Origin of the sequence: Pseudalkalibacillus hwajinpoensis (assembly GCF_015234585.1) — a bacterium.
GTDB lineage: Bacteria > Bacillota > Bacilli > Bacillales > Guptibacillaceae > Guptibacillus > Guptibacillus hwajinpoensis_B.
On the sequence record NZ_JADFCM010000008.1, the window covers coordinates 1,606,025 to 1,632,566 of the forward strand.

Here is a 26,542-nt window from a genome sequence, read left to right on the forward strand (position 1 = left end):
ATTATTTCACTCCTTCTGCTTTTTGGCGCTCGTTATCCTGGAGTTTTCTCCATAAAATCTTTCCACTACTCGTAGTTGGAAATGCATCCATAAACTCAATCATTCTTGGATATTTATAAGCTGCCATTTGTTCTTTGGACCATTCGATAATCTCTTCTTCCGTGACTTTTCCTTTATCACCCTCATTTAGAATGACAAAAGCTTTAACTGTTTCACCTCGACGAGGATCAGGAACACCGACAACGCAAGCTTGCTGAACAGCTGGGTGCTTATATAAGATTGACTCGACTTCTGTTGGCCACACTTTAAAACCCGAAGCATTGACCATTCGCTTTACGCGATCAATCATAAAAAAGTATCCTTCTTCATCATAGCGTCCTATATCACCCGTTCGGAAGAAAGACTTCCCATCAAGGTCTATAAACGAATTGCGATTTTCATCCTCTCGATTATAGTATCCATCAAACACTTGTGGGCCGTTCACTACGATTTCACCTGGCTCACCTGGTCCAAGCTCTTTCATTGTATTAGGATCGATTACACGAGCATCCACGTCGAATGAAGGAACGCCTAAGCATTGAAGTTTTGGAAAATCAGGTGGATTGAAATGAGTGTGAGATATCGTTTCAGATAAACCATACCCTTCTATAAATCGTAAGCCTGTTAAGTTATATAATTTCTCCCCAACAGCTGCTGGTAAAGGAGCACCGCCCCCAGCTAGTATTTTTAGTGATGAAATTGAATAGTTTGGTAGATTAGGGTTTGATAGAAAATCAATCAGCATTGTACTAATATTAACCCAGTTAGCAACCTCATATTTTTCAATGTATTTAGCAGCCAAATCCCGATCCCAACGTGTCATGACTACCATTGGAGCCCCGCTATAAATGGGGGCATGCATGCTATGGAGCATACCTGTCACATGAAATAAAGGTAGCGTTACAAGATGCATGCCATCTGCTGTGATATTCATCCATTGAGATGCTCCTACAGCATTTGCTTGAAGCGTGCGGTTTGGATGAATGCATCCTTTTGGAAGACCAGTTGTACCAGATGTATAGGGCATGACCGCAACGTCATGAATAGATCTTACATATTCTCCAGGTGAATATTGGTGATTGACTACATCTTCCCACGTATAATGATTCGCCTTGTCCACTCTTCTAGCTTCTAGTGAAACTTCTGCTGGTATATCGCTTTCGTTACCGGCATAGTGAGAATAAGCTGCCGTGATAACATTAGTAAGTGTGGTTGACCCTACTAAAGGTTCTACCTTTTCATAGAGCTCCTGACCTACGATTGCGGTTTTAATATCGCAATCCTTAATATAGAAAGAGAGTTCCTCTGCTGTTAACATTGGATTAATGGGAACAACGACAGCATTCGCTCTTAGGATCGCATAATAGGAAATGACAAACTGTGCAGAATTCTGCATGAAAAGAAGAACGTTTTCACCCTCAGTGACCTTCAACTGCTCAAGAAAAGCAGCCGTACGATCAACTTCCGCTAGTAGCTCTTTGTATGTTAGTGTTGCTCCGTAATAAATTATTGCTTCTTTATTCGGATATCTTTTGGCAGAAACAGCGAGGTTATCATAGATAGTCGTTTCAGGAACGGTAAGTGAATATGGTACTCGTTTAGGCCAGAATTTAAAATGATTTGTTTGCATTTTTTCGATCCCCTTTCAAGTCCACTTAATTTTCTATCTTAACTACTTTTCCGTCTTCAACAGCTCCGATAGCTGGTTTCCAGTCAAATGCACCACCGTTATAAATGCCAGTTAAATGCCAAACCATTTGCTCGTCGGGAAGTGATTGAACGCCTGCATCCATGCTTTCGATGATTTTGGCTGGATCGTCAACTGACCCGGCTTCTTTCATCGCATTTACGATGACATGCATCGCTTGATAGTTAAATGCACCTTCAGCAGTTGGAATCCGCTCGAATCGTTCTTTGTATTGACTAATAAAATTCTCAGCCCCTGGAGCATCACTATCAATAATTGGAAGAGCACCTATCGTACCTTCTAACTGATCAAGCCCGCCTAGTACAGGCTCAATTTCTTCAATTTTTGACTGATCCATCAGCATGAAACCGCCTTCAAAACCAAGCTCTCTTGCTTGTTTAATCACGAGCGCTGTAGGCTGAGAAGGTCCTCCTACAAACATTACGTCAGGATTATTGCTTAATGCTTTTGTCACGATGGAGAAGAAATCTGTATCTTTACTAAAATCAATAGAACCTTCAAATACAACTTCTCCGCCATTTTCTTCCCATACCGGCTTTAATGCTTCTGTCCAATCTTTACCATATTGAGAGGAAGTAGGCAGAAGAGCTATTTTCTTTCCAAATCGCTCCATTTGATAGTCTGTAAAAGGCTCAGGATAAGCATTGTAAGCTGGCGGAATCCCTAATGTCAGCGAATTATTTTGTTCCATAATTTTCGGTTCACTCGTATAGGCTGCAATAAGAAAGTCTTCTTGTTCGTTAAATACTTGAGTAGCGAATACGCCTCCACTATGAGGAACGAAAATAATTGGCGTATCATTTTCTTGTACAAGTCTTCTCGCATTTGTACCTGTTTCATTCGGTAGATATTGATCGTCTAATGTCACAAGGTTAATGCCATATTGTTTGCCATTCACTTCGAAACCTTCTTGATTAATCTCATCTACGGCCATTTCTAATCCGCTCAACGTATTTTCCCCATAATATGCTGCAGGTCCACTTAGTGGGCCACTAAACCCAATGTTGACCGTGTTCTCTGCAGAAGATGTTGCATCTGCATTTGTACTAGTATCTTTTGATTTATTTTCATTAGAAGATCCTTCTGAATTACTGGAGTTACTAACGGACCCCGCCGCACAACCGCCCACAACCATCAGTCCAATTAACACCATCATGAATACAAAAAGCTTTATCCCAATTTTCATCGTTATCCCCCTATACTAATCGATTCCAATTATGCTCCAATATAAGCTTTTCGAATCTCATCATTAGACAAAAGTTCTTCCTTGCTTCCTTCTAGTACAATTTTGCCACTCTCAATGACATAACCCCGATCAGAAATTTGAAGTGCTGCATTTGCATTCTGCTCTGCCAGCAGAATCGTTGTTCCCTGCTCATTGATATCCTCGATAATGTGGAACATTTGCTCAACGATCAATGGTGCTAGACCTAATGATGGTTCATCAAGGAGAAGGACTTTCGGCTTGGCCATTAATGCGCGACCTATGGCAAGCATCTGCTGTTGACCACCACTAAGAGATCCAGCTGCTTGATGGCGCTTATCGTATAAGATAGGAAAAAGAGAATACACCTCCTTTAACTGATTTTCCATTTCCTTTCGATGCTTTCGATGAACATAACTACCCATCTTCAGATTTTCATAGACAGACATTTGTGGAAATAACTTTCTCCCTTCAGGACACTGGACTATGCCTTCCTTCACAAGAGAGTGAGGCGGTTTTCCCGTTACCTTGCGATCCATAAATAGAACATCACCAGATACTGGCTTCATCAAACCACTGATCGTTCTAAATATAGTGCTCTTTCCTGCCCCGTTAGCTCCAAGTAAAACAACCGTTTCTCCTTTGTTAACATTTAAGGAAATCTGGTGAAGAACGTTCGATGCACCGTAGTTGACGTTAATTGTGGATAGCTGGAGCATGCGCTGCACCCCCTAGATAGGCTTGAATCACAGCTTCATTTTGGCGAATTTCCTCTGGTCGCCCTTCTGCAATTTTCTTCCCGTGGTTCAAGACCACAATTTGATCAGCTAGACTCATAATCATCGGCATCTTATGCTCAATAAGACAAACCGTAATGCCGTGGTCAGCCATCTTCCTCATTAAATACGCTAGGCCATCTGTTTCATCTGGATTCACTCCGGCAGCTGGTTCATCAAGAAGAACCATTTCGGGATCAGTCGCTAAAGCTAGAGCAAAAGCGAGTCTCTTTTTTTCTTCCTGTGATATAAGGGATACAGGATGTTCAACAACATGCATCATTTCAACAAACTTTAGCGCTTCTAATGCCTTTTCGTAGGACTTTTTTTCTTCATCTTTTTCTCTTTTCGTACGGAAAAGCGCATCCCATATTCCGGATTTGGTACGAAGCCTATGGCCGATCAGCACATTATCTAGAACAGTCGATTGCTCAAATAAGTTTGTTGTTTGAAAAGTTCTTCCTATTCCTAGTCTTGCAATTTGCTGTGGAGGTAACTTTGTAATCTCTTTTCCTTTGAAATTAATTCTTCCAGATGTCAGTGGGTGTATCCCACTAATCAAGTTAAAAAAAGTTGACTTCCCGGCGCCGTTAGGTCCAATGATTGCTGTAATGGTCCCTTTTTCTATAGACACATTCACATCTTCAACAGCCGCTAGTCCCCCGAAGCGCTTCGTGATTCCTTCTGTTGAAAAAAACATTAGCCTGCCTCCCCTACGTTCCTTTTAACATCACGCTTTTCCTTAGCGGTTTTCACCTTTTTCTGTCGCTTTTTTTGCATATACGCTTGAATACTACCTGTTATTCCACGAGGGTAGTATAAGACTAATAAAACAACTACAGGACCGAAAATGAGCATTCGATACTCTTCAAGAAACTGCAAGGATTGAGTAAGAGAGATGACAATGAGTGTGCCAACAATCGGACCTGCTAGAGTTCCAATCCCTCCCACAAGAAGGTACATCAACATCTCGAACGTAACGGTAATAGCTGAGATTTGTGGGCCGATAAACCGAATAAAAGACGCGTACAAAGCCCCAGATAATCCAGCAAATAATGCTGATAGGGTAAAAGCAAGCAACTGATTTTTCATGATTGAAATACCAATCGTTTTCGCAAGCTCTTCACTATTACGGATCGCAATAAATGTCCTACCAAGTAATGAATGTACGATGCGATAACAAAGAAAAATCGTAAATGATAGAAAAAATAGAGCCAGATAATACTGAGATATTAACGTATCAAAAGTGATGGGACCGATACTCCCAGGAGCGGGAATTCCAATTAACCCTCGAACTCCTCCAGTTAAACTATCCCATTTATCTATTAGGAGATAGATAATAACGCCTACACACATCGTATAAATTGCAAAGAAATGAGATTTCGTTCGAAGAGCAACCACACCGACAATAGCGCCTGCTATAGAGGTGATCGCGACAGCAAGAAATAAAGCCATCCAATAAGGCATTCCAGCTTTTGTTGTCAGTAATCCAAGTCCATATGCTCCTATTGCAAAAAATCCTGCATGAGCGAGAGATAAATAACCCACATAGCCTGAAATGATGTTAAAACCGTAGACTGCAATGGACCAAATAAACACAAGTGTCAGTAATTGCAGCACATACATATTTGGGAAAACTAGCGGAAAAAGAACAGCAACACACGCTATCAAAAGTAAAAGGGTTCGTTTTGAGAGAACATTTAGCATTACTGAACCCCCTTAGTAAACAACCCGGTCGGCTTGGCTGTGAGAATCACAACGAGTAAGAGAAACGCAATCACATCTTTATAGTCAGAGGATATGTACGTTGCTCCAATGCTCTCCGTTAATCCAAGTAAATAACCTCCAAGTATGGCACCAGGGATACTCCCCATTCCGCCAATGATGATGATGACAAATGCTTTCATGATGACGAGGTTTCCCATCGTAGGGAATACGAGATTAATTGGCGAAGCAAGTGAAGCTGCTGCAGCCGCTAAACCACCAGCAATCGCGAACGTGAGCCATGCTACCTGATTTGCATTAATTCCTACTAGAAAGGCCCCTTCTCTATTTTGAGCCATGGCAATAATAGCTGCCCCAATCATTGTTTTGGTTAAGAAAAAATGAAGCGCAAGCATAAGGATCACGGCTGCCACGATAATTAAGAGTCTTTGCAGAGTTACCGTTAAACCGAATAAGTTAACTACAGAACCATATGGGGTGTCCATTCTGTGGTATTCTGTTCCCCACATAAATTGACCAAATGCTTCTAGAAAAAGAAGGATACCAATGGCCGCAACCATCATTCTCATCCCATCAGCGCCTTCTAACTTTTTGAAAATAAGCTGTTGCGTCACTACTCCAAGAAGAGCAACGACAGTAATCGATGCAATGATAGCGATCCAATAGTGAAAACCAAAACCTACCATCATCATTAAGGTAACGTAAGCACCCACCATATAAAAAGCACCATGAGCAAAATTGGGAACATGTAAAATACCGAAAACCAGTGTTAAACCAAGGGCGACAAGCGTGTAAACGCTTCCAATTGTAAGTCCGTTAAAAATCTGCTGGAAAAGGAGCTCCATGTTATTCCTCCTCTATTAGATAGGATCCAGACTAAGGGGACGGCGGACTTATGAAGAGAATTCAAGATGTGGGAATTAATCTGGATTGAAGAAATCATCAATCCAGATTAACAAGTTTATTTACCTTTAAATTGAGGAGCACGTTTTTCTTTAAACGCATTTGCGCCTTCTTTGTGATCTTCTGTCGTTACCATTAAAGCCTGAGTAATACGTTCTTGTTCAAGCACTTCAGATAAAGATGAAGTGAGTGAAGCATCGGCAATCTTTTTAATAAAACCATATGCTTTACCAGGGCCTCTAGAAAGCTTATCAGCATATGCCATTGCTTCTTCCTCTAAGCTAGCTAAAGGATAAGTTTGATTTACAATATTTAATTGTTTCGCTTCTTTTGCAGTAATAGGCTGGGCAGAGAAGAAAAGCTCTTTCGCCTTATAAGGACCGATTAAACGCGGAAGGAAAGATAGTCCCCCACCATCTGAAATTAATCCGACCTGAGAGAAACTTAATACGAAACTACTATCTTCTGCTGCTAGAATAATGTCACTAGCGAGCGCTAGATTAAATCCTGCTCCAGCAGCAAAACCATGAATAACTGAAATAATCGGCTTCTCAAGGTCCCTCATCGTAAGAACCAGTTCATTTAACTTACCAATATGTTCATAAACTTCTGTTGAAGAAGTATCCCCCATCGTTTTTACATCACCACCGGCACTGAAAGAACGGCCGGCACCTGAAAGCATAACAACTCGAATGTCGTCGTTTTCTTTCGCATCTTGAATCGCTTTTGTTAGTCCTAAGATCATTTCGGGACTAAACGCATTTAGCGCTTCAGGTCGATTAAGTGTAAGATGAAGCACAGCACCATGTACATTTACTTTAAGATGATCCGTTTTTACTGTTGTTTCCATTTTTAAACACTCTCCTTATTTTTTATACGATGAGCCAGCCACCGTCGACTAATAGATCAGATCCAGTCATATAACTCGCTTCAGGTGAAGCAGCAAATGAAATAACGTTTGCAATTTCTTCAGCCTGTCCCACTCGATTCAAAGCGGTATTTCGCTTAATTGACGCCTCAAACCTTTCATTCTTCAAACCGTCTTCTGTTAACGGAGTTTCAACAAATCCAGGGGAAACTGAATTCACTCGAATGTATGGGGAAAGTTCTACCGCCAGTGCTCTTGTAAAATTAATAACGGCTGCTTTCGCTGCACTATAATGAGGAATTTGTGCACCAGCCTTATGCCCTGATAACGAGGCTACGTTCACGATAGAGAAATCTACCATTTCTTCCTCTTTCTTTGCGGTTTCTAGCATTAATTTCCCCAGCGCCTTCGAAACGAGAAAAACACTTTTTAAATTCACATTTTGTGCATGATCCCAATTTTCTTCCGTCATTTCAAGAATGGGGGAACCTTGAGACCCTCCAGCATTATTAATTAATACATGAAGAGTTTCAGTACTTTCTTTAACGAATGTTGTTAGGTGATCAATTTGTTCCTGCTTTGTTACGTCAGCTACAAAAGTAAGAACTTTTCCTTCAAGTTCTTTAAGCTCGTTAGCCGTTTGCAACAGCTTAGCCTCTGTACGGCCAACAAGAATAACCGTTCCTCCTTCACTCGCTATCCGCTTTGCAGTCATGGCACCGATTCCGCTGCCACCCCCGGTTATCACTGCCGTTCGTCCTGAAAATCTTCCCATTTCTTTCACCGCTTTCTAAACTTCGTACTTTAATTTATTGTAGCTTTGTTTTGCAATTAGTCGATTTCGTTCTAGCGAACTTCCAAAGTCATATTTCGAAAGTTCTTGAATAATTAATCCTAATGTTTGTTCCTTTTCATCTTGAGAGAGTACGCTCATAACCAGTTTGCGAGCTGACGTTTCTACTTGCAAAAGAGCTTCTTCAAGGAAAGTTCTAGCTAGCATCTGCTTCAAATCACCGGCTGATCCATCCTTCTTAAATGCTCGGAGAACTGCAGCTTCACTTGCATAAAGCATAATCGCTATATTCGCAAGCTTCATAAGGGATTCTTGATGCTCCATCAGTTCTTTACCATGCTCTTTGTAGGCTACACCTGCACATACAAGAAATACATTTCGTATGCTTTGAATAGCCGCTTCTTCATTTAATAAACGATTGTTCGGCTGCATTAATGCCTGCTTCGCTTTTTCAATGTGCTCTTCAAGAAGAATTTCGCCTTTCATCGCTTTCTTAAATAAATTTCCTGGTATTAACAAACGATTTACTTCATTCGTTCCTTCAAAAATTCGGTTGATTCTGGAATCGCGGTACATCTGCTCAATTGGGTATTCCTGAATAAATCCTGCCCCGCCATGAAGTTGTAATGACTCATCAACAACTTGATCGAGCGTTTCAGATCCAAATACTTTACAAATAGCGCACTCCACGGCATACTCCATCATTTGCTTTCCAACAATCCTGTGGTCTTCTTCGTCATATAAACCTTCCATCGCACCTTCAAGTAGAGAGGCTGTCCGATATTGTAGTGATTCTGAAGCATAAATTTTAGCCATCATCATCGCTACTTTTTCTTGAGTAGCTGAAAAACCGGCAATGGTTCGACCAAATTGTTTACGCTCACTTGTATGTTGTAACGCCAGTCCTAGAGCATGTTTTGCTCCTCCAGTACAAGCAGATCCCAGATTAAACCTTCCCAAATTCAAGACATTAAGAGCAATAACGTGACCTTTCCCTTTATCACCAAGAAGGTTATCAATTGGAACTAGGCAATCTTCTAAAATAACCGATCTTGTCGATGATCCTTTTATACCCATCTTCTTTTCTTCTGGCCCAAGAGAAATACCTGGAAAATTCTTTTCTACGATAAATGCCGAGAAGTGCTTTCCGTCTATTTTGGCATAAATAATAAAAGTATCTGAAAAGACCGCATTCGTGATATAAAGCTTTGTCCCATTTAAAATATAATGAGTGCCTTCCTCATTTAAAATAGCCGTGGTTTGGGATGCAAGGGCATCAGAGCCTGCGTTAGGTTCAGTTAAACAGTAAGCACCAATGTATTCGCCTGAAGCGAGTTTCGGTAAATAATGATTCTTTTGTTCCTTCGTTCCAAAATGTGTAATTGGAAGCGTAGCGATGCAAGTGTGGTTGGATTGAGCAACGCCATAACTACCTGTCCGGCCAACCACTTCTCCTACAATCCCTTTTGAAACTTTATCTAGTCCAAGACCACCATATTTCTCAGGAATGCTATGACCGAGAAGACCAAGATCACCAGCTTTTTTTATCAAAGTTACAACCTTGTCAAACTGTTGATTTTCAATCGATTCTCTATGCGGTTCAACCTCTTTAGTAATAAACTGGTGAGCTGTTTTTGCAATCATTTTATGTTCATCGGTAAAATCTTCTGGTGTGAATATTTCTTCTGAACTAGAATGTTGAAACATAAAATCCGCACCAGAACGACTAGACTTGGTTTGTGTCATGATGAACCTCCTCTCGAACCACCATTTTTTGCGCCTTCACATAAGGGACGATTGAGAAAATCCCTTCGGAAGCAACAAAACTTACTTCTTCTTCAAATCCGTACCTCTTAATCATTTCACCGACTCGCGAGGAAAGTAACACGTCCTCACCGCTTTTCGAACTACCTTCATAAAATGAAACAGCAGCACGTGAGGAATCAGTAAGCTCCCAATCGTGAGTAGTAAGCATTTGATGTATAAGATATCCAGCACCGTAGAAGTCCTCCAAGGCAAATTCGCCGGATGAACCCGAGCAAACAATCACAATCGTTTCCTCTCGGTGACTATCATTGAGCTTTTTTGCGATGGCATGACCGTTCAGTAACGAAGCCACATACACTCGTTTAGCTTCTCTCGTTCGTTTAATTGCTACGGTTCCATTTGTAGTTGATAAAATTAACGTTTTTCCTTTAACAGCTTTCTTTAATTGCAATGGATTAGGATCTAGAAACCCTTCAATTGTTCGCCCTTCATACTCACCTGAAAGCAAATAACTTCCTTCAGGTAACGTTTTCGCTTCTTGCAATGCTTCGTGTTGATCTAGAACAGGAATAACCCGTTCTGCACCAAATTCAAGTGCTGAGGTTATGGTTGATGTTGCTAGAAGAATATCAAGCACAACCGCAATTTTTTCTTCACTAATTTTTGCCTGATCAATATCTTCCTTTTTTAAAACGACATGTATTTTTCCCATATGAACTCCTAACGCTTTACTTTGGCATTGTCACGAGCATGTGCAATTAAACTCGCTACAAACTGATTAAGATGACGAAAGCGTTCATCCGATGTTTGACCCATTTTCCAGCGATAATAGATTTGCTGACAAATGACAGCAAGTTTGAAATAAGCAAATGTTAAATAGAAGTTCATTTGCGAGACATCACGCCCTGATTTAGTAGCATAAGACGCAATAAATTCTTCTCTCGTCATAAATCCATTCATAACAGTTACCGGTGCTTTACCCATGCCCTTTTTTAAGATTTCTGGGTCATCTTGTTGCAACCAGTACCCCATTGCGGCACCAAGATCAGCCAGAGGATCACCAACAGTTGTCATTTCCCAATCGAATAAACCTACCATTTTGCTATAGTCTTCCTGATCAAACATCGCATTGTTTAATTTATAGTCGTAGTGAATCACAGTAGGGCTTTGTGATTTAGGGATATTCGAAGCCATCCATGTCGTCAATTCATCAATACCAGGAATATCATCTGTTTTCGAGCGGTTATATCGTTTGATCCAGCCGTGCACCTGACGTTCCATGAAACCATCAGGGTGAGTAACTTTAATTAAATTTGTCTTCTGATAATCAACACTGTGCAAATCAACTAGCGTATCTACCATCGTTTCTGAGATCCTTCTGCACAACTCTTCAGTAGGTTGAACGCCATCAGGAAACGAGGTGTCAAGCACAATTCCCCTTCTTCTTTCCATAAGAAAGAATGGGGCATCAAGTAAAGTTTCATTATAGATGTATGGTTTTGGTGCTAGTGGGAAAACGGGATGTAATTCTCTTAAAATCGTATACTCTCGTTCCATGTCATGCGCTTTTGGAGCAACTGGACCAAGAGGCGGTCTTCTGAGAACTGCTTCCCACTCACCAACCGATAGTTGATACGTCAAATTTGAGTGACCTGTTCCAAACTGTTCAACTATGAGAGGATCATCACTCAGATGTTCAATGTTTTCCTTAATAAACCTCTCTAGTTTATTTAGATCGAGCTGTTCTCCATCTCGGACAGGTATCGTATCGTGTGAATAGGTCATACGCCACTCTCCTGATTACGTAATATTCAGTCATTTACCCTTAAAAAACACCACGCTTATAGCAGTTGATAAGATTCCTCAAGCTTACTTCGCAATTCATCCGGTATAACTTCGCTTACTTGTTTCTTAAAATCATAATAGACGACAGTCGCTTCACCTTCAGCTACTACACCATCACTCTCCGTATCCTTTATATAGTGCATGAGTGTAAAGCTTTTTGTGCCAATTCGCTTAACAGTCGTTTCTACATGAAGTGACTGTTTAAAATAAGCTTGTTTTAGAAAATCACATTTCGTAGAAACGAGAATAAATGGCCAATCATCTGTTCCAGAACGTTTACCTAGATAATCAAAAAATTGTACACGTGCTTCCTCGAGGTATATAAAGTAGCTTGTGTTATTAACATGGCCAAGCGCATCCGTTTCACAAAATCTTACTCTCACACTTGTATGAACGCTCATATCGATTCCTCTTTTCTATTACTTATGAGTAAAAGCAGGCTTTCTCTTTTCGATAAATGCTTGAACGCCTTCTTTAATGTCATCTGTTTGGAAAACTTCCTCGAACAATTCCGCCTCAAGCTCAACAGCTGATTCAATTGGAAGATGAGCTCCTTTATTCACAGCGTGCTTAATTCGTGATAAAGCCTGTAGAGATTGTCCGGTTATTTTGGCAGCTAGGCCCTGCGCATAAGCCATTCCCTGGCCCGACGGTACAACGTGATTTACTAGGCCATATCGATCGGCTTCTTCTGCAGAAATCGGTTCTCCTGTAAACATCATTTCTTTTGCTTTTGCTTCTCCAATCAGTCTAGGGAGCCGCTGAGTTCCCCCACCACCTGGGAAAAGACCTAGCTTTATTTCAGGAAGTCCGAGTTGAGCATGCTCTTCAGCAATACGCATATCGCATGTCATCGCAAGTTCACATCCACCGCCGAATGTTAAACCATTAAGAACCGCAATTGTTGGCTTAGGAAAGTGATCAAGATAGTTTAATACCTGATGAGTTTCCATCACGATATCTTTAAACCCTGTATGTCCAATCCACTCAGGAAATTCCTTAATATCTGCACCAGCCATGAATGCTTTATTACCAGCACCTGTTAAAATCACTGCAACAGCATCTTGATTGGCTTCTAACTCTGTAAATACTTCAAAAAGTTCTGTAGATACTTGCTTACTCATCACATTTAAAGGGGGATTATTAATCGTCACAACCGCTGTTTTCTCATGAATTTCATACGTTACCATTTTCATTAATTCTTCACTCCTTCTTTTGTATAGTCATACCAGCCTTTACCTGTTTTTCTTCCTAATGTTCCAGCTTTCACTTTATCTTCTATCGCCTTTGAAGGTTTATCCTCTGGATTACCTGTTTCATTATAGCGTTGCTGCATCACGTAATAACCTACATCAATTCCTGATAAATCCATCAATTCAAACGGACCGATCGGATGATTTAAGGCTTTTCTACAGATGAGGTCAATATCTTCAAAATCAGCGATGCCTTCCTCATATAAATACATCGCTTCTTTTTGTAAGGCACCAAGAATGCGATTCGCAACAAAACCGGAAATCTCTTTCTTTAACAATAAACCTGTTCGATTAATTTGCTCACAAACAGCCATTGTAAGCTTAGCTGTTTCTTCCGACGTTGCATCGCTCATAACAACTTCCACACAATCCATCACTAGTGGTGGGAAGAAAAAGTGCATATTGACAACTTTATCTTTACGATTCGTTGCGGACGCAATTAACGAGTTCACAATCGTTGAACTATTCGTAGCAAGAATTGTATTCGGATCAGCTAGTTGATCGAGCTTTTCAAATACCTCTCGTTTCACGTCTAACTTCTCTACAATTGCTTCAATGATAAAATCAGCTCGAACAGTAGCTTCTTCAAGACTAGTCGTGAATTGCAGGCGTTCAAATGCTGCTGATTTTTGTTCTTCGCTTATCTTCCCTTTTGAAACCCACTTTGACATAATTCCTTCAAGCTTTTCTCCAGCTTCTTTTAGTGCTTTTTCATTGATATCTTGAATGGTTGTTTCATAGCCACCAAGTGCGCAAAGCATCCCAATTTGGTGACCCATTGAACCTGCTCCCAATACTGTAATGTTCTTGACTTCATCGATTTTCATACCTTTTCCTCCTTAATTAACTAACCGGTTAGAATGTTTTGATCGAAAGCGTTTACATTATAGTGAAATGAGAAAGGAAAGCTTATTCGCTTTCCTCTATTCCGTTTAGTACCATATCCACAAAAATGCTAGCTACTTCCTTATCTGAAACTGGACCGTTTGGTTTATACCACTGATACGTCCAGTTTGTAATGCCAAGAATGGCAAACGTCACAATCCCAATATTGAGATCACTTTTGAATTCTCCGTTTTCAACACCTTGTTTTAATAGATCCTGAAAGTAATAGCGAATTTGATCACGCTTTGGAAGAATTTCGGCTAAGTTTTCTTCTTTCAAGTTTTTCATCTCACGGAAGAAAACTCGTGCACTATGACCTTCTAATTCGACGTTGTGAATTAACATGTACACCATATCGTATAGCTTAGTTTTACAATCTTTCGACACATCTTCTAAAATTTCCTTTTGTTGCTTAATCATTCCGTCGATATAAGAAGAGTGAATATCCATCAGCAGTTCTTCTTTACTCTTAAAATAGTAATAAAATGTGCCCTTCGTTACGCCAATGGCATCGACAATATCTTGAATTGACGTTTCACTAAAGCCTTGCTTCTCAAAAAGCTCAATACTTTTGACAGTCAGTTTGTGTTTCATGCTAGTACCCTCTCAATCTATCAATGTTCATTGATTAAGATTATATCATATGGAGGCTACTCAGAAGCATCCTTAGCTATACTTGACGTGCTTCATCGCGAATGGATCTTCTTAAAATTTTCCCTACGCTAGTTTTAGGGAGCTCGCTACGGAATTCGACGATCTTTGGCACTTTGTATGGAGCCATTTCATCCTGACAATAAGAAACAACTTCTTGCTCTGTTAATTCAGCTCCTGGCTTCTTAACGATAACCGCTTTGACAGTTTCACCACGATAAGGATCCGGAACACCTACTATGACAGCTTCCATAACAGCAGGATGTTCATATAGAACCTCCTCAATATCACGCGGATAAATATTATACCCACTAGCAATAATAAGGTCCTTTTTGCGATCAATAATGGAAATATACCCATCGCTGTCCATCTTTGCAATATCGCCTGTATATAGCCAACCATCTCGCAATGTATTAGCCGTTTCTTCTGGCATGTTCCAGTACCCTTTCATAATTTGTGGTCCTTTAATCACCAGCTCCCCTGACTCACCAAACGGAAGCTCTGTTTTCCCTTCACCTAGATCGACAACCTTATAATCCGTTGAAGGAAAACCAATTCCAACACTACCAGGCTTACGTTCACCGAATGGGGGATTTACATGAGTCGTCGGTGAAGCTTCACTCAATCCATATCCTTCGAGTATTTTGGCCCCAGTTTTCCTCTCAAATTCCTTCATTAATCCAACGGGCATTGGGGCGCTTCCGCTATTACAGGTCCGAATGCTACCGAGATTATACTTTTCTGCATCAGGATGATTTGTAAGTCCTTCATACATCGTTGGGACGCCTGGAAACATTGTTGGTTTTTCGGTTTCGATCGTCTTCAATACTTCATCAACATCGAATCTTGGTAAAATCACGCTCTCTGCACCAATTCGAATTGATAAATTCATACAAGACGTCATTCCAAAAACGTGAAATAACGGAATGACCGTTAGGCACTTCTCTTCACCAAAGATAAACTCTCCTTTAAAGAATTCAAGGCTTTGCTCTACATTTGCAATTAGATTACGATGAGTGAGCATTGCTCCTTTTGATCTCCCAGTTGTCCCGCCAGTATATTGAAGAACGGCGATTTCTTCCTTTGGATCGACAGAAATTTCGTTTAGTTGCTGAGTTGAGCTTTGAATAAATTGGTCGAAGGTCATATCTGGAGCGAAAGATGCCTCAGTAGGCTGAAGGGAAACAACAATAACGTTTTTCACATTCGTTTCATTCTGTATCGCTTTTAATCTTGGATAAAGGGCATCATAGATCACAATCGTTTCCGCACCTGAATCCGCTAATATGTACTGAAGTTCGCGTTCAACGAGCATTGGATTAATTTGTGTAATGGTTCCTCCTGCTCTTAATACACCATAGTAGCTAATAGCAAACTGTGGACAGTTAGGCAGCATGAGGGCGACACGATCTTTTGGTTTCATTTGTGAGGTATTCTGAAGCGCAGAACCAAATGCTGAAGAAAAGTGCCCAAGCTCACGGTACGTTATTTTTTTCTGATAGAAAGATAGCGCAACATGATCTGGATAATCGTTCACTGTTTTCATTAACATATCTTGAAGTGAAATGTTCGGGATATCAATCGTACTGGAAATCGATTCAGGGTAATGCTTAAACCAACTCTTTTGCTCGTTCATGCTTACACCTCCGAATAATTAAAACGTTAATCCTCCTCCGTCAACAAGAAGGCTAGTTCCTGTTACGTATGAAGCCTCATCCGAGACTAGAAACAGCACGGCGTTTGCAATTTCTTCTGGTTGTCCTACCCTTTTTAGCGCATTGGCTTTTGAGATAATGGGCCATTTACGATCGTCTTCCTTCCATGGTGTAACAATATTCGTATCGATAACACCTGGACACACAGCATTCACTCGAATATTCTTACCTCCGTATTCAAGTGCAGCATTTTTCGTTAATGTAATCACCCCACCTTTAGAGGCATTGTAAGGGGCCATGAATTTTTTCCCCTTTAGTCCTAGAAGGCTAGATGTATTAACAATGGAACCACCATTTCTTTTTTCCATTAACGGAATACTGAATTTCATTCCTAGAAAAACGCCTCGTAAATTAATCGACACGACACGGTCCCATTCATCAACGGACATATCAGCTAACTTTACTTCTTCATTACTAACACCAGCATTATTAAAAAGAATGTCGAGTCCACCATAATGCTTTCCACATTCTTCTACAAGCGCTTTCATATCTCCTTCATTTGCTGTGTCTGTTTTTACAAAAATGGCATCACCTCCCATTTTCTTCACTTGTTCGACAGTTTCCTCTCCAGTTTCAGAGTGAATATCTGAGATAACTACTTTCGCCCCTTCATTTGCAAAGCGAATGGCAGTCGCTCTTCCAATTCCTCCTCCGCCTCCAGTAACAATCGCGATTTTATCCTGCAGCCTCATTTTACGCCTCCCTTATTCTCTTTCAAGTATTGTAGCGATCCCCTGACCTCCACCAATACAAGCTGTAATCAGCGCATATTTTCCATCTCTACGATCAAGCTCATAAACTGCCTTTGTGGCTAAAATCGCTCCTGTTGCACCTAATGGGTGACCATGAGCAATAGCGCCTCCATTGACGTTCAGCACATCATGGTTCATGTTAAGTTCTCGATCACATGCAAGTACCTGTGCAGCGAACGCTTCATTAATTTCAATTAAATCCATTTCCTCAAGAGATAATCCAGTTTGCTGCATAACTTTATTTGTAGCAGGAACAGGTCCAATTCCCATAATATTAGGATCTACTCCGCTTACAGCATATCCTTTAACTACGGCAAGTGGTTTCAAACCGAGCTGCCCTGCTTTTTCACGCGACATGACAATGAGAGCGGATGCCGCATCATTTAAGCCTGAGCTAGATCCAGCTGTCACCGATCCTCCCTTCTTAAAGACAGGTGCCAAGGAAGAAAGCCGTTCCAAAGTAGTTTCAGGTCTAGGATGTTCATCCTTTGTCACTTCAATTGGGTCACCCTTACGAACAGGAACATGAACAGAAGCAATCTGCGAGTCAAAATATCCCTCTACCATAGCTTTACCCATTCGTTCCTGACTTCTTAGTGCAAACTCATCTTGTTCTTCTCTAGAAATTTGATATTTCTCTGCCAAATTCTCGGCTGTAATTCCCATTGGAGGATCTCCAATTTCATCAGGGGAAAGCCTGGATTTCATAAAGCGTGGTGGCATTGTACTATATGGTTTTGAAGGCTTTTCCATTAAATAAGGCGCTTGACTCATACTTTCTGCCCCTCCGACAATATAAACGTCTCCGTCTCCCGATTTAATCGCCTGTGCAGCAAGATTAATCGCATTCAGTCCGGATCCGCACTGTCGATCGATTGTTAAACCTGGTATAGAAAGCGGAAGACCAGCCTGCAATGCTGTCAGTCTAGCGATATTTCCGCCACCGCCAATAACATTTCCAAAGATCACATCATCGATTGATTCAACCTCCAAATTGATTCGAGCAACGGCTTCCTTAAGAGCTATTGCCCCAAGCTCGTGTGCTTGAATCCCAGCAAACGCTCCTCCTTGCCTACCAATAGGTGTTCTTACGCTTGAGACAATAACTGCATCACGTTTCATATTAGTTTCCTCCCCCATTACATTGCATGTTGTCCACCATCAACAATTAAAATATCTCCTGTTACATAATTAGAAGCATTTGATGCTAGAAATAATGCTGCACCTTTTAGATCATCATCTGAACCAAAGCGATTAAGTGGAGTCGTTTCTAACATTTTTTCGCCACCTGCATCAATCAATCCCTTCGACATTTTTGTAGGGAAGAATCCTGGTGCAATCGCATTAACATTTATGTTATAGCCACCCCACTTTACAGCAAGATCTTTTGTAAATGTGATAACGGCTCCTTTACTCGTGTTATAACCAATCGCGTCCATATAGCGTGGATCAGCACCACCAAGACCTGCGACAGAAGCAATGTTAATGATTTTTCCACTTTTTTGGTTAATCATTTCTTTTCCTACGGCCTGTGCAAAGAGAAATGTCCCAGTTACATTAACTTCCATAACTTTATGCCATGCTTGAAGTGGCATTTCAACGACTGGCGCACCCCATGATGCACCGCTGTTATTGACAAGAATATCAATGCGACCAAATTCTTTCATCGTTTCATCTACAACATGCTGAACTTGCTCTTGATTCGTTACATCACATTCAAAAGCTAGAGACTTTACTCCGGCTTTCTGTAGCTCCTCACTAACAGCTTCACAAGCCTCTCGTTTCCTTGAACAAATAACTACATTAGCTCCAGCTTCTGCAAATCCTTCTGCGATTTGCTTACCAAGTCCTCTTCCACCTCCTGTAACAATCGCAGTCTTACCAGTTAAGTCAAACAGTTGCATAACGTTCATCCTATATCCCCCTCGTTATCTATACTTCTTCAATTCTTGTCTTGCTACTGCGCTACGATGCACTTCATCCGGACCATCAGCCAGTCTTAGCGTTCTCGCATTAGCCCAGTGAGCAGCTAGCGTATAATCATCACTAACTCCAGCACCGCCAAAAGCTTGGATGGCGCGATCAATAACACGAAGCGCCATATTAGGAGCCACTACTTTGATCATCGCAATTTCTGCTTTCGCTTCTTTGTTCCCAACTGTATCCATCATATATGCCGCTTTTAAGGTAAGAAGTCTTGCCTGTTCAATTTCAATACGAGAATCAGCGATCCATTCTCGAACAACACCTTGCTCAGATATTTTCTTCCCGAACGCTTCTCGTTCTTGTACGCGCTTACATAAATCTTCAAGTGCGCGCTCTGCCGTACCGATTAATCTCATACAGTGATGAATTCGACCAGGACCAAGTCGCCCTTGTGCAATTGCAAAACCTTTTCCTTCTTCCCATAGCATGTTTGTAGCAGGTACTCGAACATCTTTATATTCAATCTCAGCATGTCCGTGCGGTGCGTGGTCATACCCAAAGACAGGAAGAACACGTTTTATTGTAACGCCTTTCGTATCAAGAGGAACAAGAATCATCGACTGCTGTTCGTGCTTTGATGCGTTCGGATCGTTTTTGCCCATTACAATAGCAATTTTGCACCTAGGGTCACCTGCACCTGACGACCACCACTTTGTTCCGTTGATAACGTACTCATCACCATCACGTTCGATTCGTGCTTGAATATTTGTAGCATCAGATGACGCAACATCAGGTTCTGTCATTGAGAAGCAGGAGCGGATGTCCCCAGAAAGAAGAGGTTCAAGCCATTGTTTCTTTTGCTCCGCTGATCCGTAACGGACTAATACTTCCATATTTCCAGTGTCAGGTGCCGCACAGTTAAATACTTCAGGCCCAATCATAGAACGCCCCATTACTTCACAAAGAGGAGCATATTCAGCATTGGTAAGACCTGCGCCATACTCACTATCTGGAAGAAAAAGATTCCATAATCCAGCATCTTTCGCTTTCTGTTTTAACTCTTCCATAATTGGTGGAATGGCAGACCACCTACTATCTTGCGCTGAAAGCTGTTCTTCATAGACTTTTTCATTAGGGTATACATTCTCATCCATAAATGCGGTTAATTTTTCAAGATACGATAAGCAACGCTCTGAATAGTCAAAATTCATCATTTGTTGGCTCCTTTTACCAGTTATCTAACTAACCGGTTGGTATGTTCTTGTAATAAGTATAAATTTATTATTCAAAATATTCAATACAAATGTTAGAATTTAAAATCCTGTTGGCCAATTAGCTAAATTTCTATTGCTTTTTGAACCGTTTTTATAACACGCCAGTTCAAGGGTTCTGGCAAGAAACACCCGCGTTTCACCTGGATCAATGACATCATCGATTAAATGCTTTGCGGCTGCTTTATAAGGAGAACTATCAAAGCTCCATTTCTCTAAAAGCTTCTCTCGATCCTGTTTCGGATTTTCAGATTGCATTAATTCTCTGCCATAAACGACATTCACACCAACTTCTGGTCCAGTAAAATTAATTTCTGCTGATGGCCAGGCGACGACAAAATCCGCTCCCATTGTTGGGCCACACATATTCCCGTAAGCTGCCCCTACACTTTTCCTGATGACTACGGAAAGTTTCGGAACCGTGGACTGCGCTAGAGCCTGATTCCACATCATAATTTTCGTCGGGATTTTTTTCTTTTCTGCTTCGGAACTTACTCGGAACCCTGGAATGTCGTGAAGGAAAATCAAAGGTATATGAAATGAATCACACATACAGATAAAATCAGTCGCCTTTTCACATTCCTGTACACCAGCAGCACCTGCATATTTCATCGGTTGATTTGCAATAATCCCTACTGTCCTTCCTCCTATTCTTGATAGAACAGTTAAGAGAGCAGGTCCAAATTCGGGTTTAAGTTCAAAGAACTCCCCGTTATCGACTAATTCTTTCAACACCTTTTTCATGTTATACGCACGATTCTGTTTCTCTGGAACAATTGAAAGTAGCTGATCAACTCGCCTTTCGAGCGAATCCTCATTGTGACATAATGGTGGTTCCTCTTCACTATGCGAGGGAAGATAGCTTAAGAATAACTTCAATTGATCAATGCATTCCTCTTCCGAGTCTGCAGATTGATCAATCTGACCTGTGTGCTTATGATGAATTTCAACACCTCCTAGCTGATTCTCTGTTATTTTCTCTCCAGTTGCAATCTCAAGCATTCTTGGACCAGCTACCCCCATGCACGTCCCATTCAGCTGTGTCACAAAATCCGAAGACACCGCTAGCCATGTTGGTCCTCCGAAACTATCACCTAAAATCGCTGTGACCATCGGAACTTCACGATGATGCATTAACATTTCTTGAGGGAAAAGCTTATCACTAATACCATCAGAGCCCATTCCATCTGGCATTCGGAGACCTCCCCCTTCACTTAAATTAACTATTGGTAAACCTCTCTTTAATGCATACGCATGAGCAGCTTTTGTTTTTCGAATATGGACAGCACCTTCTGTACCTGCAAATACTGTTTTATCACCAGCTTGAACTACTACCGGGCGTCCATCTACCCGAGCAACTCCACAGATCACACCGTCACCTGGACTTTTTTCCTCGAGTCCTGGAATATCAGACGACGTTAATTTACCAAGTTCAAGAAAGGTTCCTTCATCAACTAGTAGGGCAATTCGCTCCCTAGCTGTCTTTTTACCTTTTGCATGAAGCGCGTCGATTTTATGTTGTCCCCCCATACGCTCTGCAAAAACTCTACGATTCTTTAACTCTTCTACAATATTCTCCATAATCTCACTCTCCTTATCTATCTTTTAACAGTCTTCTCAATACTTTACCTGAAGATGTTGCGGGTAAGCTCTTTCGAATTTCAATCACTTTTGGTGCTTTATAAGCTGCCATATGAGCTTTCGCCCATGCTAATAATTCTTCTATAGATCGATTTGAATCGTTAGGGTCAAGGACAATAACAGCTTTAATGATTTCTCCTTTTTGCTGATCAGGTATTCCGATAACAGCTGTTTGCATAATGGCTGGATGTTCATTCATTAGTGCTTCTACATCTTCTGGAAAAACGCTATATCCCGAGCTCTTTATCATTTCTTTTACTCGACCTTTAAAATACAAATATCCTTCTTCATCAAGGTGACCAATGTCGCCTGTATGAACCCATCCGTTTTTAAGCGTAGCCGCAGTCTCTTCGGGTCGATTGTAGTACCCTTTAAACACACCAGGGCTTTGAATAATAATTTCTCCTTCTTCATAAGGTGGTAGCTCATCCCCACTCTCAAGACCGACGATTTTAATGGTAGTATGATGAATCGGAATGCCACAACTCCCATACTTAATGTTTTCTTTTGGCATAAAAGTGTCACATGTATGTGTCTCACTCAATCCATAAGAAGCTTCATAAAGCAAACCGCCCGTTATTTCTTTCCATTGATTTGCTAGTTTTTCAGTTACTTGGAGCCCGAAACTCGTCGCTAGGTTTAGTCGAAGGGAAGTAAAATCACGCTGTTCAATATTTGGTATTTGCATGATCGCTCCATTCATTGGAGCAATGCTATACCACATTGTAATACGATGATCCTCAATTGTACGAACTACGGTTTCTGGGTCAAATCGACTTAGTAACACCGTTTCATTGCCACTATAAACTGGAAGATTGACGCCCATAACCATTCCAGCAATATGACATAACGGGGCATTGGCCAGTAGCTTTTCACCTTCCCCTACTTGATTACATGTCATTGTTGCAGCGGTTTTATATAAAGCGTTTTCATAAGTTAACATAGCTGCTTTCGGTCTTCCTGTTGTGCCAGATGTAAACACCATCAGAGAAACGTCATCTAATTGAACATTAGCAGACTGAAATAGATTCGATTCTGTTTCAAAAAGTGATTCAAGAGTCGTAAACCTTGAGACTTCCTCGGAGTTAAGTAATTCTTGCGGTACGAGAGAGAGATTGTCCTGCTGAATAAGCGATTGATAAGAAACCGTAACAATAAAGAAGAGACTATCTTCCATTTCGTGAAGCATTGGCAACAGTTCTAGGCCAGATACGATACCTTTGATATCTCCTTCGCTTATTAAATATGAAAGCTCTGATGATTTATACATTGGGTTTAATGGTACAACAACTGCCCCGAGCTTTTGGATCGCATAATGGGAAATAAGATATTGCGGACAGTTTTGCATAAATACTGCCACGTGATCGCCTTTCGTTACCCCTATCCTTGCCAAATAATTAGCCAATTGATTTGATCGCTCATTCCATTCCTCCCATGTCAATTCGTAACCATAGTAATGGATTGCTGTTTGATTTGGTGAAACTTCGGCATTTAATGCAAGATATTCATGAAGCGGCTTTTTCCCATTTAAGTATTCTAACGTTTCTGAAACACCTTCTGGCCAACTCGTTTTCATTTTCTTCATAATAGCCTCCTTCATACTGACCGTATGGTATGTCTTTCGTTTATCATACATGTAGCCGTTCTCACTATTCAATATAAAATTCATGTTTTACATAGATAAAATTGGGAAATAGTGTTTTATCACTTTGAAAGGAAGAATGAAGATGAATAAAAACTTATACCAGCTCACACAAGAATATGAAAAATTCACAGATGACTGCAAAGGGGAAACTGTTCCAGAATTTGTAGAGAATTTCATATATGGCTCAATGGACTACAACGAACAGAACCTTCCTAAACTAACGGAAGAAATGGGGAAACAAGCTCAGAATCAAGAACCAGAAGAATTTAAAAGAGCTTTTGACGAAATGCTCCTATATTTAAGAGATCGGTTTATGGCGCTCGATCCTGACAAAGAATATTGGCCACTTCACTACCGTGAAGGCGTTAGCGCATTTGTAGCGATGATTGATGGGTTAATCGTTCAATATTTCTCAGGACTATATACAGTAGAAGAATTGAAAGAGCGTACTCCGCTATTTGCAGCGGTCATACTTAATGGATTCGTTGGTGTTAACGAGAACGATTATGATGCTCTATCGACAGATTAATTGAAAAAAATCCTGCCTTGCCGGCAGGATTTTTCATCTATTATTTTTGCAGGCGATAAACTTGTGAATACTTCTCTTCAAGATATTGAATTAAATATTCAGCATTTAGCCCTTCGCCAGTAATGTCTTTAATAATATCAATTGGTTGCTTTAGCTTACCGTACTGATGGATATTTTCTGTTAACCATTCTTTAATAGGCATCAAGTCACCCTGTTCTAATAGCTCATCAAATTGTGGGATGTCTTTTAACATAGCATTCTTAATTTGAGCCGCATAAATGTAACCTAGCGCATAGGAAGGGAAATAACCAAATGAGCCACCTGACCAGTGGACATCCTGAAGAACGCCGACCGCATCGTTATCTGGAGTAATACCTAAATACTCCTCCATTTTTTCGTTCCAGATCGTTGGCAAATCCTTCACTTCAATTTCTCCATTAATCAATCCTTTTTCAATTTCGTAGCGAACCATGATATGCAGCGCATACGTCATTTCATCTGCTTCAATCCGAATCAAAGAAGGACCCGCAACGTTAATGGCACGGTAATAATCTTCTAATGAAACATCATCAAACTGTCCAGTTGAATAGCTTTTAAGCTTGTCGTAATTGTTTTTCCAAAATGATTGATGACGACCCACGAAGTTTTCCCAGAAAAGAGACTGTGATTCGTGAATCCCCATAGACGTACCCGTACATAAAGGCGTGCCAATCAATTTGGGTGATAAATTCTGTTCGTATAAAGCATGACCACCCTCATGAATCGTACCAAATACTGCTGTGCGGAAATCACCTTCATCATACTTCGTCGTAACACGCACATCACCAGGATTCAGTCCTGTTGCAAATGGATGAACCGTCGTATCAAGACGACCAGCGTCAAAGTCATACCCCATTTTCCTCAGTACTTCCATACTGAAGGCTTGTTGCTTATCTTGTGGGAAATGTTCAAACAAAAAGTCAGTTTTGGGCTGATCACTCGCATTAACAACTTGTTGTACAAGTGGCACAATATGTTCTCTAAGTTGGTTAAATACGCGATCAATCATTTTCACTGTTACACCTGGTTCAAATAGGTCAAGCAGCGTATCATATTTATTTTCATCGTATCCCCAATATTCGACAAATTTCTGATTGAATGCCACAAGCTTTTCGAGATACGGTCTAAACAATTCGAAGTCAGCTTTTTCCTTCGCTTCTTCCCAGATCGTCTCTGCTTTCGAACTTAAAATGACATATTCAGAGTACTCTTCTGCAGGAATTTTTATGTTCCGATCGTAGTCTTTACGGCACTCTTCTACCGTTTTACGAGTGATTTCACTTAATTCAGTTTGCTGGTCTTCCTTTGTAAGCACATCAAGATACCCCTTCATTTCAGGAGATACCGACATTTCAAAAACTTCAGAAGACATCATTCCAATAACCTCAGAGCGCTGTTCAGCACCTTTTTTTGGTGCGCCAGTGCGGAGATCCCAATACATAACCCCAATCGCTTCATTAAAACTCGTCATTTTCTTTACATAATTTAAAAATTCCTGCTCGGTTTGTTTGATTTCTGTTGCCAAATCGTTCAACTCCTTAAAAAGTAATTTCCTTCATAACAATAAATTCGACATATCTCGTTTAACTATGTAAGGATTTGTCGGAAGTTAAAAAATTCTAAAATAATGGATATGAACTATCTCATGTTATCCTTTGGATAAGCTCAATAGTTCAAGGAGGGATTCAGGTGTCAATTCAAAATCTGATAAACACATTTGATCAAGTAAAAGGAAGAAAGCCTGCTAGTGCAGACGAACTACTCGACTTTATCCAGGTGAATTATTTACAAGGTTCGATTTCTTTATATGAGTATCAAACCTATTTTAAAGAGCTCCACTCACAAGGTGCAAAGAAACCAGAGTACTTCACGCATGAAGAAATGAAAGCCTTTTAATCCCTCTTGTTCTATCCTACCATAAGTTTCTAGTGATACGTACATGAAAAGCCATGGGCAATGCTGCCCATGGCTTTTCTACATTTCCAACTCCTTTATACAGCATTCATAATAATTGCAATCACCACACCAATAAGGGCAATTGTTGCAATAATTGATAATATAGAAAGCGCTATAAAAATCCATCCAGCTACTTTACGTCCCGTTTTAAGTAGATAAATTCCAAGTGTAAGAAATGTAAATAGGAATCCTAATACTCCCCATAACCAGGGATTCTTATCATGCTTTGGGGCGTCCATTATTAGAAATATGGCGACTACAATAGGTACAATAAGACCAATAAACTCGATTGTAAACCCTCCTTCCGTCATTCCCGACCCGGAAAGAATACACGATATTTTATGATTCGTCTATAATAATTTCTAATTTTTCTTTATTTATGTAAAAATGATTAAATAATCCATAAGCTACTATTTCTTTATCATTCCATAACTTTGTTCGATATACAGAAAACACGTACAAATTCGTTCTAGTGGTATGTGCTTCAACATATGGAATGACAGCCAAATCGACGCCTATTTCCATAAGCGCATTTTGGTCTTTTTTAAGTTGATCCCCTACCCACCTACTATAATCAGTCTGATTAGGATTTGTATGAAACATTACGAACCCCAATACGACGATGATAATAGACATAGTTTTTTTCATTCA

At 40.5% G+C, this 26,542-nt stretch carries 27 protein-coding genes; 2 read left to right on the forward strand and 25 right to left on the reverse strand.

Going from position 1 to position 26,542, the window contains the following annotated elements:
- Window position 1: 1 nt before the first annotated feature.
- The 22 genes from IQ283_RS19845 to IQ283_RS19950 form a co-directional block, all read right to left on the reverse strand.
- Window positions 2-1,669 (reverse strand): long-chain fatty acid--CoA ligase, encoded by a 1,668-nt coding sequence (locus tag IQ283_RS19845; RefSeq protein WP_194221789.1) that lies wholly within the window; start codon window positions 1,667-1,669, stop codon window positions 2-4.
- 25 nt (window positions 1,670-1,694) lie between these two features.
- Entirely contained in the window at window positions 1,695-2,933 is a 1,239-nt protein-coding gene (locus IQ283_RS19850) for an ABC transporter substrate-binding protein (protein ID WP_194221790.1), read from the reverse strand.
- A gap of 29 nt (window positions 2,934-2,962) precedes the next feature.
- Window positions 2,963-3,670, reverse strand: a complete 708-nt coding sequence (locus IQ283_RS19855; protein ID WP_194221791.1) for an ABC transporter ATP-binding protein — start codon at window positions 3,668-3,670, stop codon at window positions 2,963-2,965.
- On the reverse strand, window positions 3,648-4,427 hold the full coding sequence (locus tag IQ283_RS19860) for an ABC transporter ATP-binding protein (RefSeq protein ID WP_194221792.1): 780 nt from the start codon (window positions 4,425-4,427) through the stop codon (window positions 3,648-3,650). The genes IQ283_RS19855 and IQ283_RS19860 overlap by 23 nt, the downstream gene beginning before the upstream one ends.
- The gene (locus tag IQ283_RS19865) at window positions 4,427-5,434 is read right to left on the reverse strand and encodes a branched-chain amino acid ABC transporter permease (RefSeq protein ID WP_194221793.1); all 1,008 of its coding nucleotides are present in this window, start codon (window positions 5,432-5,434) and stop codon (window positions 4,427-4,429) included. The genes IQ283_RS19860 and IQ283_RS19865 overlap by 1 nt, the downstream gene beginning before the upstream one ends.
- A complete protein-coding gene (locus IQ283_RS19870; RefSeq protein WP_194221794.1) occupies window positions 5,434-6,297 on the reverse strand; it encodes a branched-chain amino acid ABC transporter permease in 864 nt (287 codons plus the stop codon). The genes IQ283_RS19865 and IQ283_RS19870 overlap by 1 nt, the downstream gene beginning before the upstream one ends.
- 116 nt (window positions 6,298-6,413) lie before the next feature.
- Complete coding sequence (locus IQ283_RS19875) at window positions 6,414-7,205, reverse strand: enoyl-CoA hydratase/isomerase family protein (RefSeq protein WP_194221795.1); 792 nt, start codon at window positions 7,203-7,205, stop codon at window positions 6,414-6,416.
- 22 nt (window positions 7,206-7,227) lie between these two features.
- Window positions 7,228-7,998, reverse strand: a complete 771-nt coding sequence (locus tag IQ283_RS19880; RefSeq protein WP_194221796.1) for an SDR family NAD(P)-dependent oxidoreductase — start codon at window positions 7,996-7,998, stop codon at window positions 7,228-7,230.
- A 15-nt stretch (window positions 7,999-8,013) separates the two neighbouring features.
- Window positions 8,014-9,762 carry an acyl-CoA dehydrogenase family protein gene (locus IQ283_RS19885; RefSeq protein WP_194221797.1) on the reverse strand — a complete coding sequence of 583 codons (1,749 nt, stop codon included), beginning with the start codon at window positions 9,760-9,762 and terminating at the stop codon, window positions 8,014-8,016.
- The gene (locus IQ283_RS19890) at window positions 9,743-10,495 is read right to left on the reverse strand and encodes a 2-phosphosulfolactate phosphatase (RefSeq protein WP_194221798.1); all 753 of its coding nucleotides are present in this window, start codon (window positions 10,493-10,495) and stop codon (window positions 9,743-9,745) included. Before IQ283_RS19890 ends, IQ283_RS19885 begins: the two co-directional genes overlap by 20 nt.
- Before the next feature lie 8 nt (window positions 10,496-10,503).
- Window positions 10,504-11,568, reverse strand: coding sequence for a phosphotransferase family protein (locus IQ283_RS19895; RefSeq protein WP_194221799.1), 1,065 nt, complete (start codon window positions 11,566-11,568; stop codon window positions 10,504-10,506).
- A gap of 56 nt (window positions 11,569-11,624) precedes the next feature.
- On the reverse strand, window positions 11,625-12,029 hold the full coding sequence (locus tag IQ283_RS19900; RefSeq protein ID WP_194221800.1) for an acyl-CoA thioesterase: 405 nt from the start codon (window positions 12,027-12,029) through the stop codon (window positions 11,625-11,627).
- An 18-nt stretch (window positions 12,030-12,047) separates the two neighbouring features.
- Entirely contained in the window at window positions 12,048-12,824 is a 777-nt protein-coding gene (locus IQ283_RS19905) for an enoyl-CoA hydratase (RefSeq protein WP_194221801.1), read from the reverse strand.
- Entirely contained in the window at window positions 12,824-13,708 is an 885-nt protein-coding gene (locus tag IQ283_RS19910; protein ID WP_194221802.1) for a 3-hydroxyacyl-CoA dehydrogenase family protein, read from the reverse strand. The genes IQ283_RS19905 and IQ283_RS19910 overlap by 1 nt, the downstream gene beginning before the upstream one ends.
- An 82-nt stretch (window positions 13,709-13,790) precedes the next feature.
- Window positions 13,791-14,360 carry a TetR/AcrR family transcriptional regulator gene (locus IQ283_RS19915; RefSeq protein ID WP_194221803.1) on the reverse strand — a complete coding sequence of 190 codons (570 nt, stop codon included), beginning with the start codon at window positions 14,358-14,360 and terminating at the stop codon, window positions 13,791-13,793.
- A 76-nt stretch (window positions 14,361-14,436) separates the two neighbouring features.
- Window positions 14,437-16,053 (reverse strand): long-chain-fatty-acid--CoA ligase, encoded by a 1,617-nt coding sequence (locus IQ283_RS19920; RefSeq protein ID WP_194221804.1) that lies wholly within the window; start codon window positions 16,051-16,053, stop codon window positions 14,437-14,439.
- Window positions 16,054-16,071: 18 nt separating this feature from the next.
- Complete coding sequence (locus tag IQ283_RS19925; protein ID WP_194221805.1) at window positions 16,072-16,824, reverse strand: SDR family NAD(P)-dependent oxidoreductase; 753 nt, start codon at window positions 16,822-16,824, stop codon at window positions 16,072-16,074.
- A 12-nt stretch (window positions 16,825-16,836) separates the two neighbouring features.
- On the reverse strand, window positions 16,837-18,006 hold the full coding sequence (locus IQ283_RS19930) for a thiolase family protein (RefSeq protein ID WP_194221806.1): 1,170 nt from the start codon (window positions 18,004-18,006) through the stop codon (window positions 16,837-16,839).
- Between the two features lie 17 nt (window positions 18,007-18,023).
- A complete protein-coding gene (locus IQ283_RS19935; protein WP_194221807.1) occupies window positions 18,024-18,797 on the reverse strand; it encodes an SDR family oxidoreductase in 774 nt (257 codons plus the stop codon).
- Between the two features lie 15 nt (window positions 18,798-18,812).
- The gene (locus IQ283_RS19940) at window positions 18,813-20,021 is read right to left on the reverse strand and encodes an acyl-CoA dehydrogenase (RefSeq protein ID WP_194221808.1); all 1,209 of its coding nucleotides are present in this window, start codon (window positions 20,019-20,021) and stop codon (window positions 18,813-18,815) included.
- Window positions 20,022-20,123: 102 nt separating this feature from the next.
- Window positions 20,124-21,662 (reverse strand): acyl-CoA carboxylase subunit beta, encoded by a 1,539-nt coding sequence (locus tag IQ283_RS19945; protein WP_194221809.1) that lies wholly within the window; start codon window positions 21,660-21,662, stop codon window positions 20,124-20,126.
- 13 nt (window positions 21,663-21,675) lie between these two features.
- Window positions 21,676-23,307 (reverse strand): class I adenylate-forming enzyme family protein, encoded by a 1,632-nt coding sequence (locus IQ283_RS19950; protein ID WP_194221810.1) that lies wholly within the window; start codon window positions 23,305-23,307, stop codon window positions 21,676-21,678.
- 142 nt (window positions 23,308-23,449) lie between these two features.
- Here IQ283_RS19950 and IQ283_RS19955 point away from each other — a divergent pair, with 142 nt between their 5' ends.
- Entirely contained in the window at window positions 23,450-23,896 is a 447-nt protein-coding gene (locus IQ283_RS19955; protein ID WP_194221811.1) for a hypothetical protein, read from the forward strand.
- A gap of 40 nt (window positions 23,897-23,936) precedes the next feature.
- Here IQ283_RS19955 and IQ283_RS19960 read toward each other — a convergent pair whose 3' ends face one another.
- Window positions 23,937-25,460, reverse strand: a complete 1,524-nt coding sequence (locus tag IQ283_RS19960) for a carboxypeptidase M32 (RefSeq protein ID WP_194221812.1) — start codon at window positions 25,458-25,460, stop codon at window positions 23,937-23,939.
- Between the two features lie 164 nt (window positions 25,461-25,624).
- Here IQ283_RS19960 and yppF point away from each other — a divergent pair, with 164 nt between their 5' ends.
- Entirely contained in the window at window positions 25,625-25,831 is a 207-nt protein-coding gene (gene yppF / locus IQ283_RS19965) for a YppF family protein (RefSeq protein ID WP_194221813.1), read from the forward strand.
- Between the two features lie 95 nt (window positions 25,832-25,926).
- Here yppF and IQ283_RS19970 read toward each other — a convergent pair whose 3' ends face one another.
- Window positions 25,927-26,202, reverse strand: a complete 276-nt coding sequence (locus tag IQ283_RS19970; RefSeq protein ID WP_194221814.1) for a hypothetical protein — start codon at window positions 26,200-26,202, stop codon at window positions 25,927-25,929.
- A 28-nt stretch (window positions 26,203-26,230) separates the two neighbouring features.
- Window positions 26,231-26,539, reverse strand: a complete 309-nt coding sequence (locus IQ283_RS19975; protein ID WP_206759495.1) for a DUF4359 domain-containing protein — start codon at window positions 26,537-26,539, stop codon at window positions 26,231-26,233.
- Between the last annotated feature and the right edge of the window lie 3 nt (window positions 26,540-26,542).

Bases quoted from the DNA above. Each gene is read 5' to 3' on its own strand.
- IQ283_RS19845 (WP_194221789.1), bottom strand. From the start codon at position 1,669: ATGCAAACAAATCATTTTAAATTCTGGCCTAAACGAGTACCATATTCA.
- IQ283_RS19850 (WP_194221790.1), bottom strand. From the start codon at position 2,933: ATGAAAATTGGGATAAAGCTTTTTGTATTCATGATGGTGTTAATTGGA.
- IQ283_RS19855 (WP_194221791.1), bottom strand. From the start codon at position 3,670: ATGCTCCAGCTATCCACAATTAACGTCAACTACGGTGCATCGAACGTT.
- IQ283_RS19860 (WP_194221792.1), bottom strand. From the start codon at position 4,427: ATGTTTTTTTCAACAGAAGGAATCACGAAGCGCTTCGGGGGACTAGCG.
- IQ283_RS19865 (WP_194221793.1), bottom strand. From the start codon at position 5,434: ATGCTAAATGTTCTCTCAAAACGAACCCTTTTACTTTTGATAGCGTGT.
- IQ283_RS19870 (WP_194221794.1), bottom strand. From the start codon at position 6,297: ATGGAGCTCCTTTTCCAGCAGATTTTTAACGGACTTACAATTGGAAGC.
- IQ283_RS19875 (WP_194221795.1), bottom strand. From the start codon at position 7,205: ATGGAAACAACAGTAAAAACGGATCATCTTAAAGTAAATGTACATGGT.
- IQ283_RS19880 (WP_194221796.1), bottom strand. From the start codon at position 7,998: ATGGGAAGATTTTCAGGACGAACGGCAGTGATAACCGGGGGTGGCAGC.
- IQ283_RS19885 (WP_194221797.1), bottom strand. From the start codon at position 9,762: ATGACACAAACCAAGTCTAGTCGTTCTGGTGCGGATTTTATGTTTCAA.
- IQ283_RS19890 (WP_194221798.1), bottom strand. From the start codon at position 10,495: ATGGGAAAAATACATGTCGTTTTAAAAAAGGAAGATATTGATCAGGCA.
- IQ283_RS19895 (WP_194221799.1), bottom strand. From the start codon at position 11,568: ATGACCTATTCACACGATACGATACCTGTCCGAGATGGAGAACAGCTC.
- IQ283_RS19900 (WP_194221800.1), bottom strand. From the start codon at position 12,029: ATGAGCGTTCATACAAGTGTGAGAGTAAGATTTTGTGAAACGGATGCG.
- IQ283_RS19905 (WP_194221801.1), bottom strand. From the start codon at position 12,824: ATGAAAATGGTAACGTATGAAATTCATGAGAAAACAGCGGTTGTGACG.
- IQ283_RS19910 (WP_194221802.1), bottom strand. From the start codon at position 13,708: ATGAAAATCGATGAAGTCAAGAACATTACAGTATTGGGAGCAGGTTCA.
- IQ283_RS19915 (WP_194221803.1), bottom strand. From the start codon at position 14,360: ATGAAACACAAACTGACTGTCAAAAGTATTGAGCTTTTTGAGAAGCAA.
- IQ283_RS19920 (WP_194221804.1), bottom strand. From the start codon at position 16,053: ATGAACGAGCAAAAGAGTTGGTTTAAGCATTACCCTGAATCGATTTCC.
- IQ283_RS19925 (WP_194221805.1), bottom strand. From the start codon at position 16,824: ATGAGGCTGCAGGATAAAATCGCGATTGTTACTGGAGGCGGAGGAGGA.
- IQ283_RS19930 (WP_194221806.1), bottom strand. From the start codon at position 18,006: ATGAAACGTGATGCAGTTATTGTCTCAAGCGTAAGAACACCTATTGGT.
- IQ283_RS19935 (WP_194221807.1), bottom strand. From the start codon at position 18,797: ATGAACGTTATGCAACTGTTTGACTTAACTGGTAAGACTGCGATTGTT.
- IQ283_RS19940 (WP_194221808.1), bottom strand. From the start codon at position 20,021: ATGAATTTTGACTATTCAGAGCGTTGCTTATCGTATCTTGAAAAATTA.
- IQ283_RS19945 (WP_194221809.1), bottom strand. From the start codon at position 21,662: ATGGAGAATATTGTAGAAGAGTTAAAGAATCGTAGAGTTTTTGCAGAG.
- IQ283_RS19950 (WP_194221810.1), bottom strand. From the start codon at position 23,307: ATGAAGAAAATGAAAACGAGTTGGCCAGAAGGTGTTTCAGAAACGTTA.
- IQ283_RS19955 (WP_194221811.1), top strand. From the start codon at position 23,450: ATGAATAAAAACTTATACCAGCTCACACAAGAATATGAAAAATTCACA.
- IQ283_RS19970 (WP_194221814.1), bottom strand. From the start codon at position 26,202: ATGACGGAAGGAGGGTTTACAATCGAGTTTATTGGTCTTATTGTACCT.
- IQ283_RS19975 (WP_206759495.1), bottom strand. From the start codon at position 26,539: ATGAAAAAAACTATGTCTATTATCATCGTCGTATTGGGGTTCGTAATG.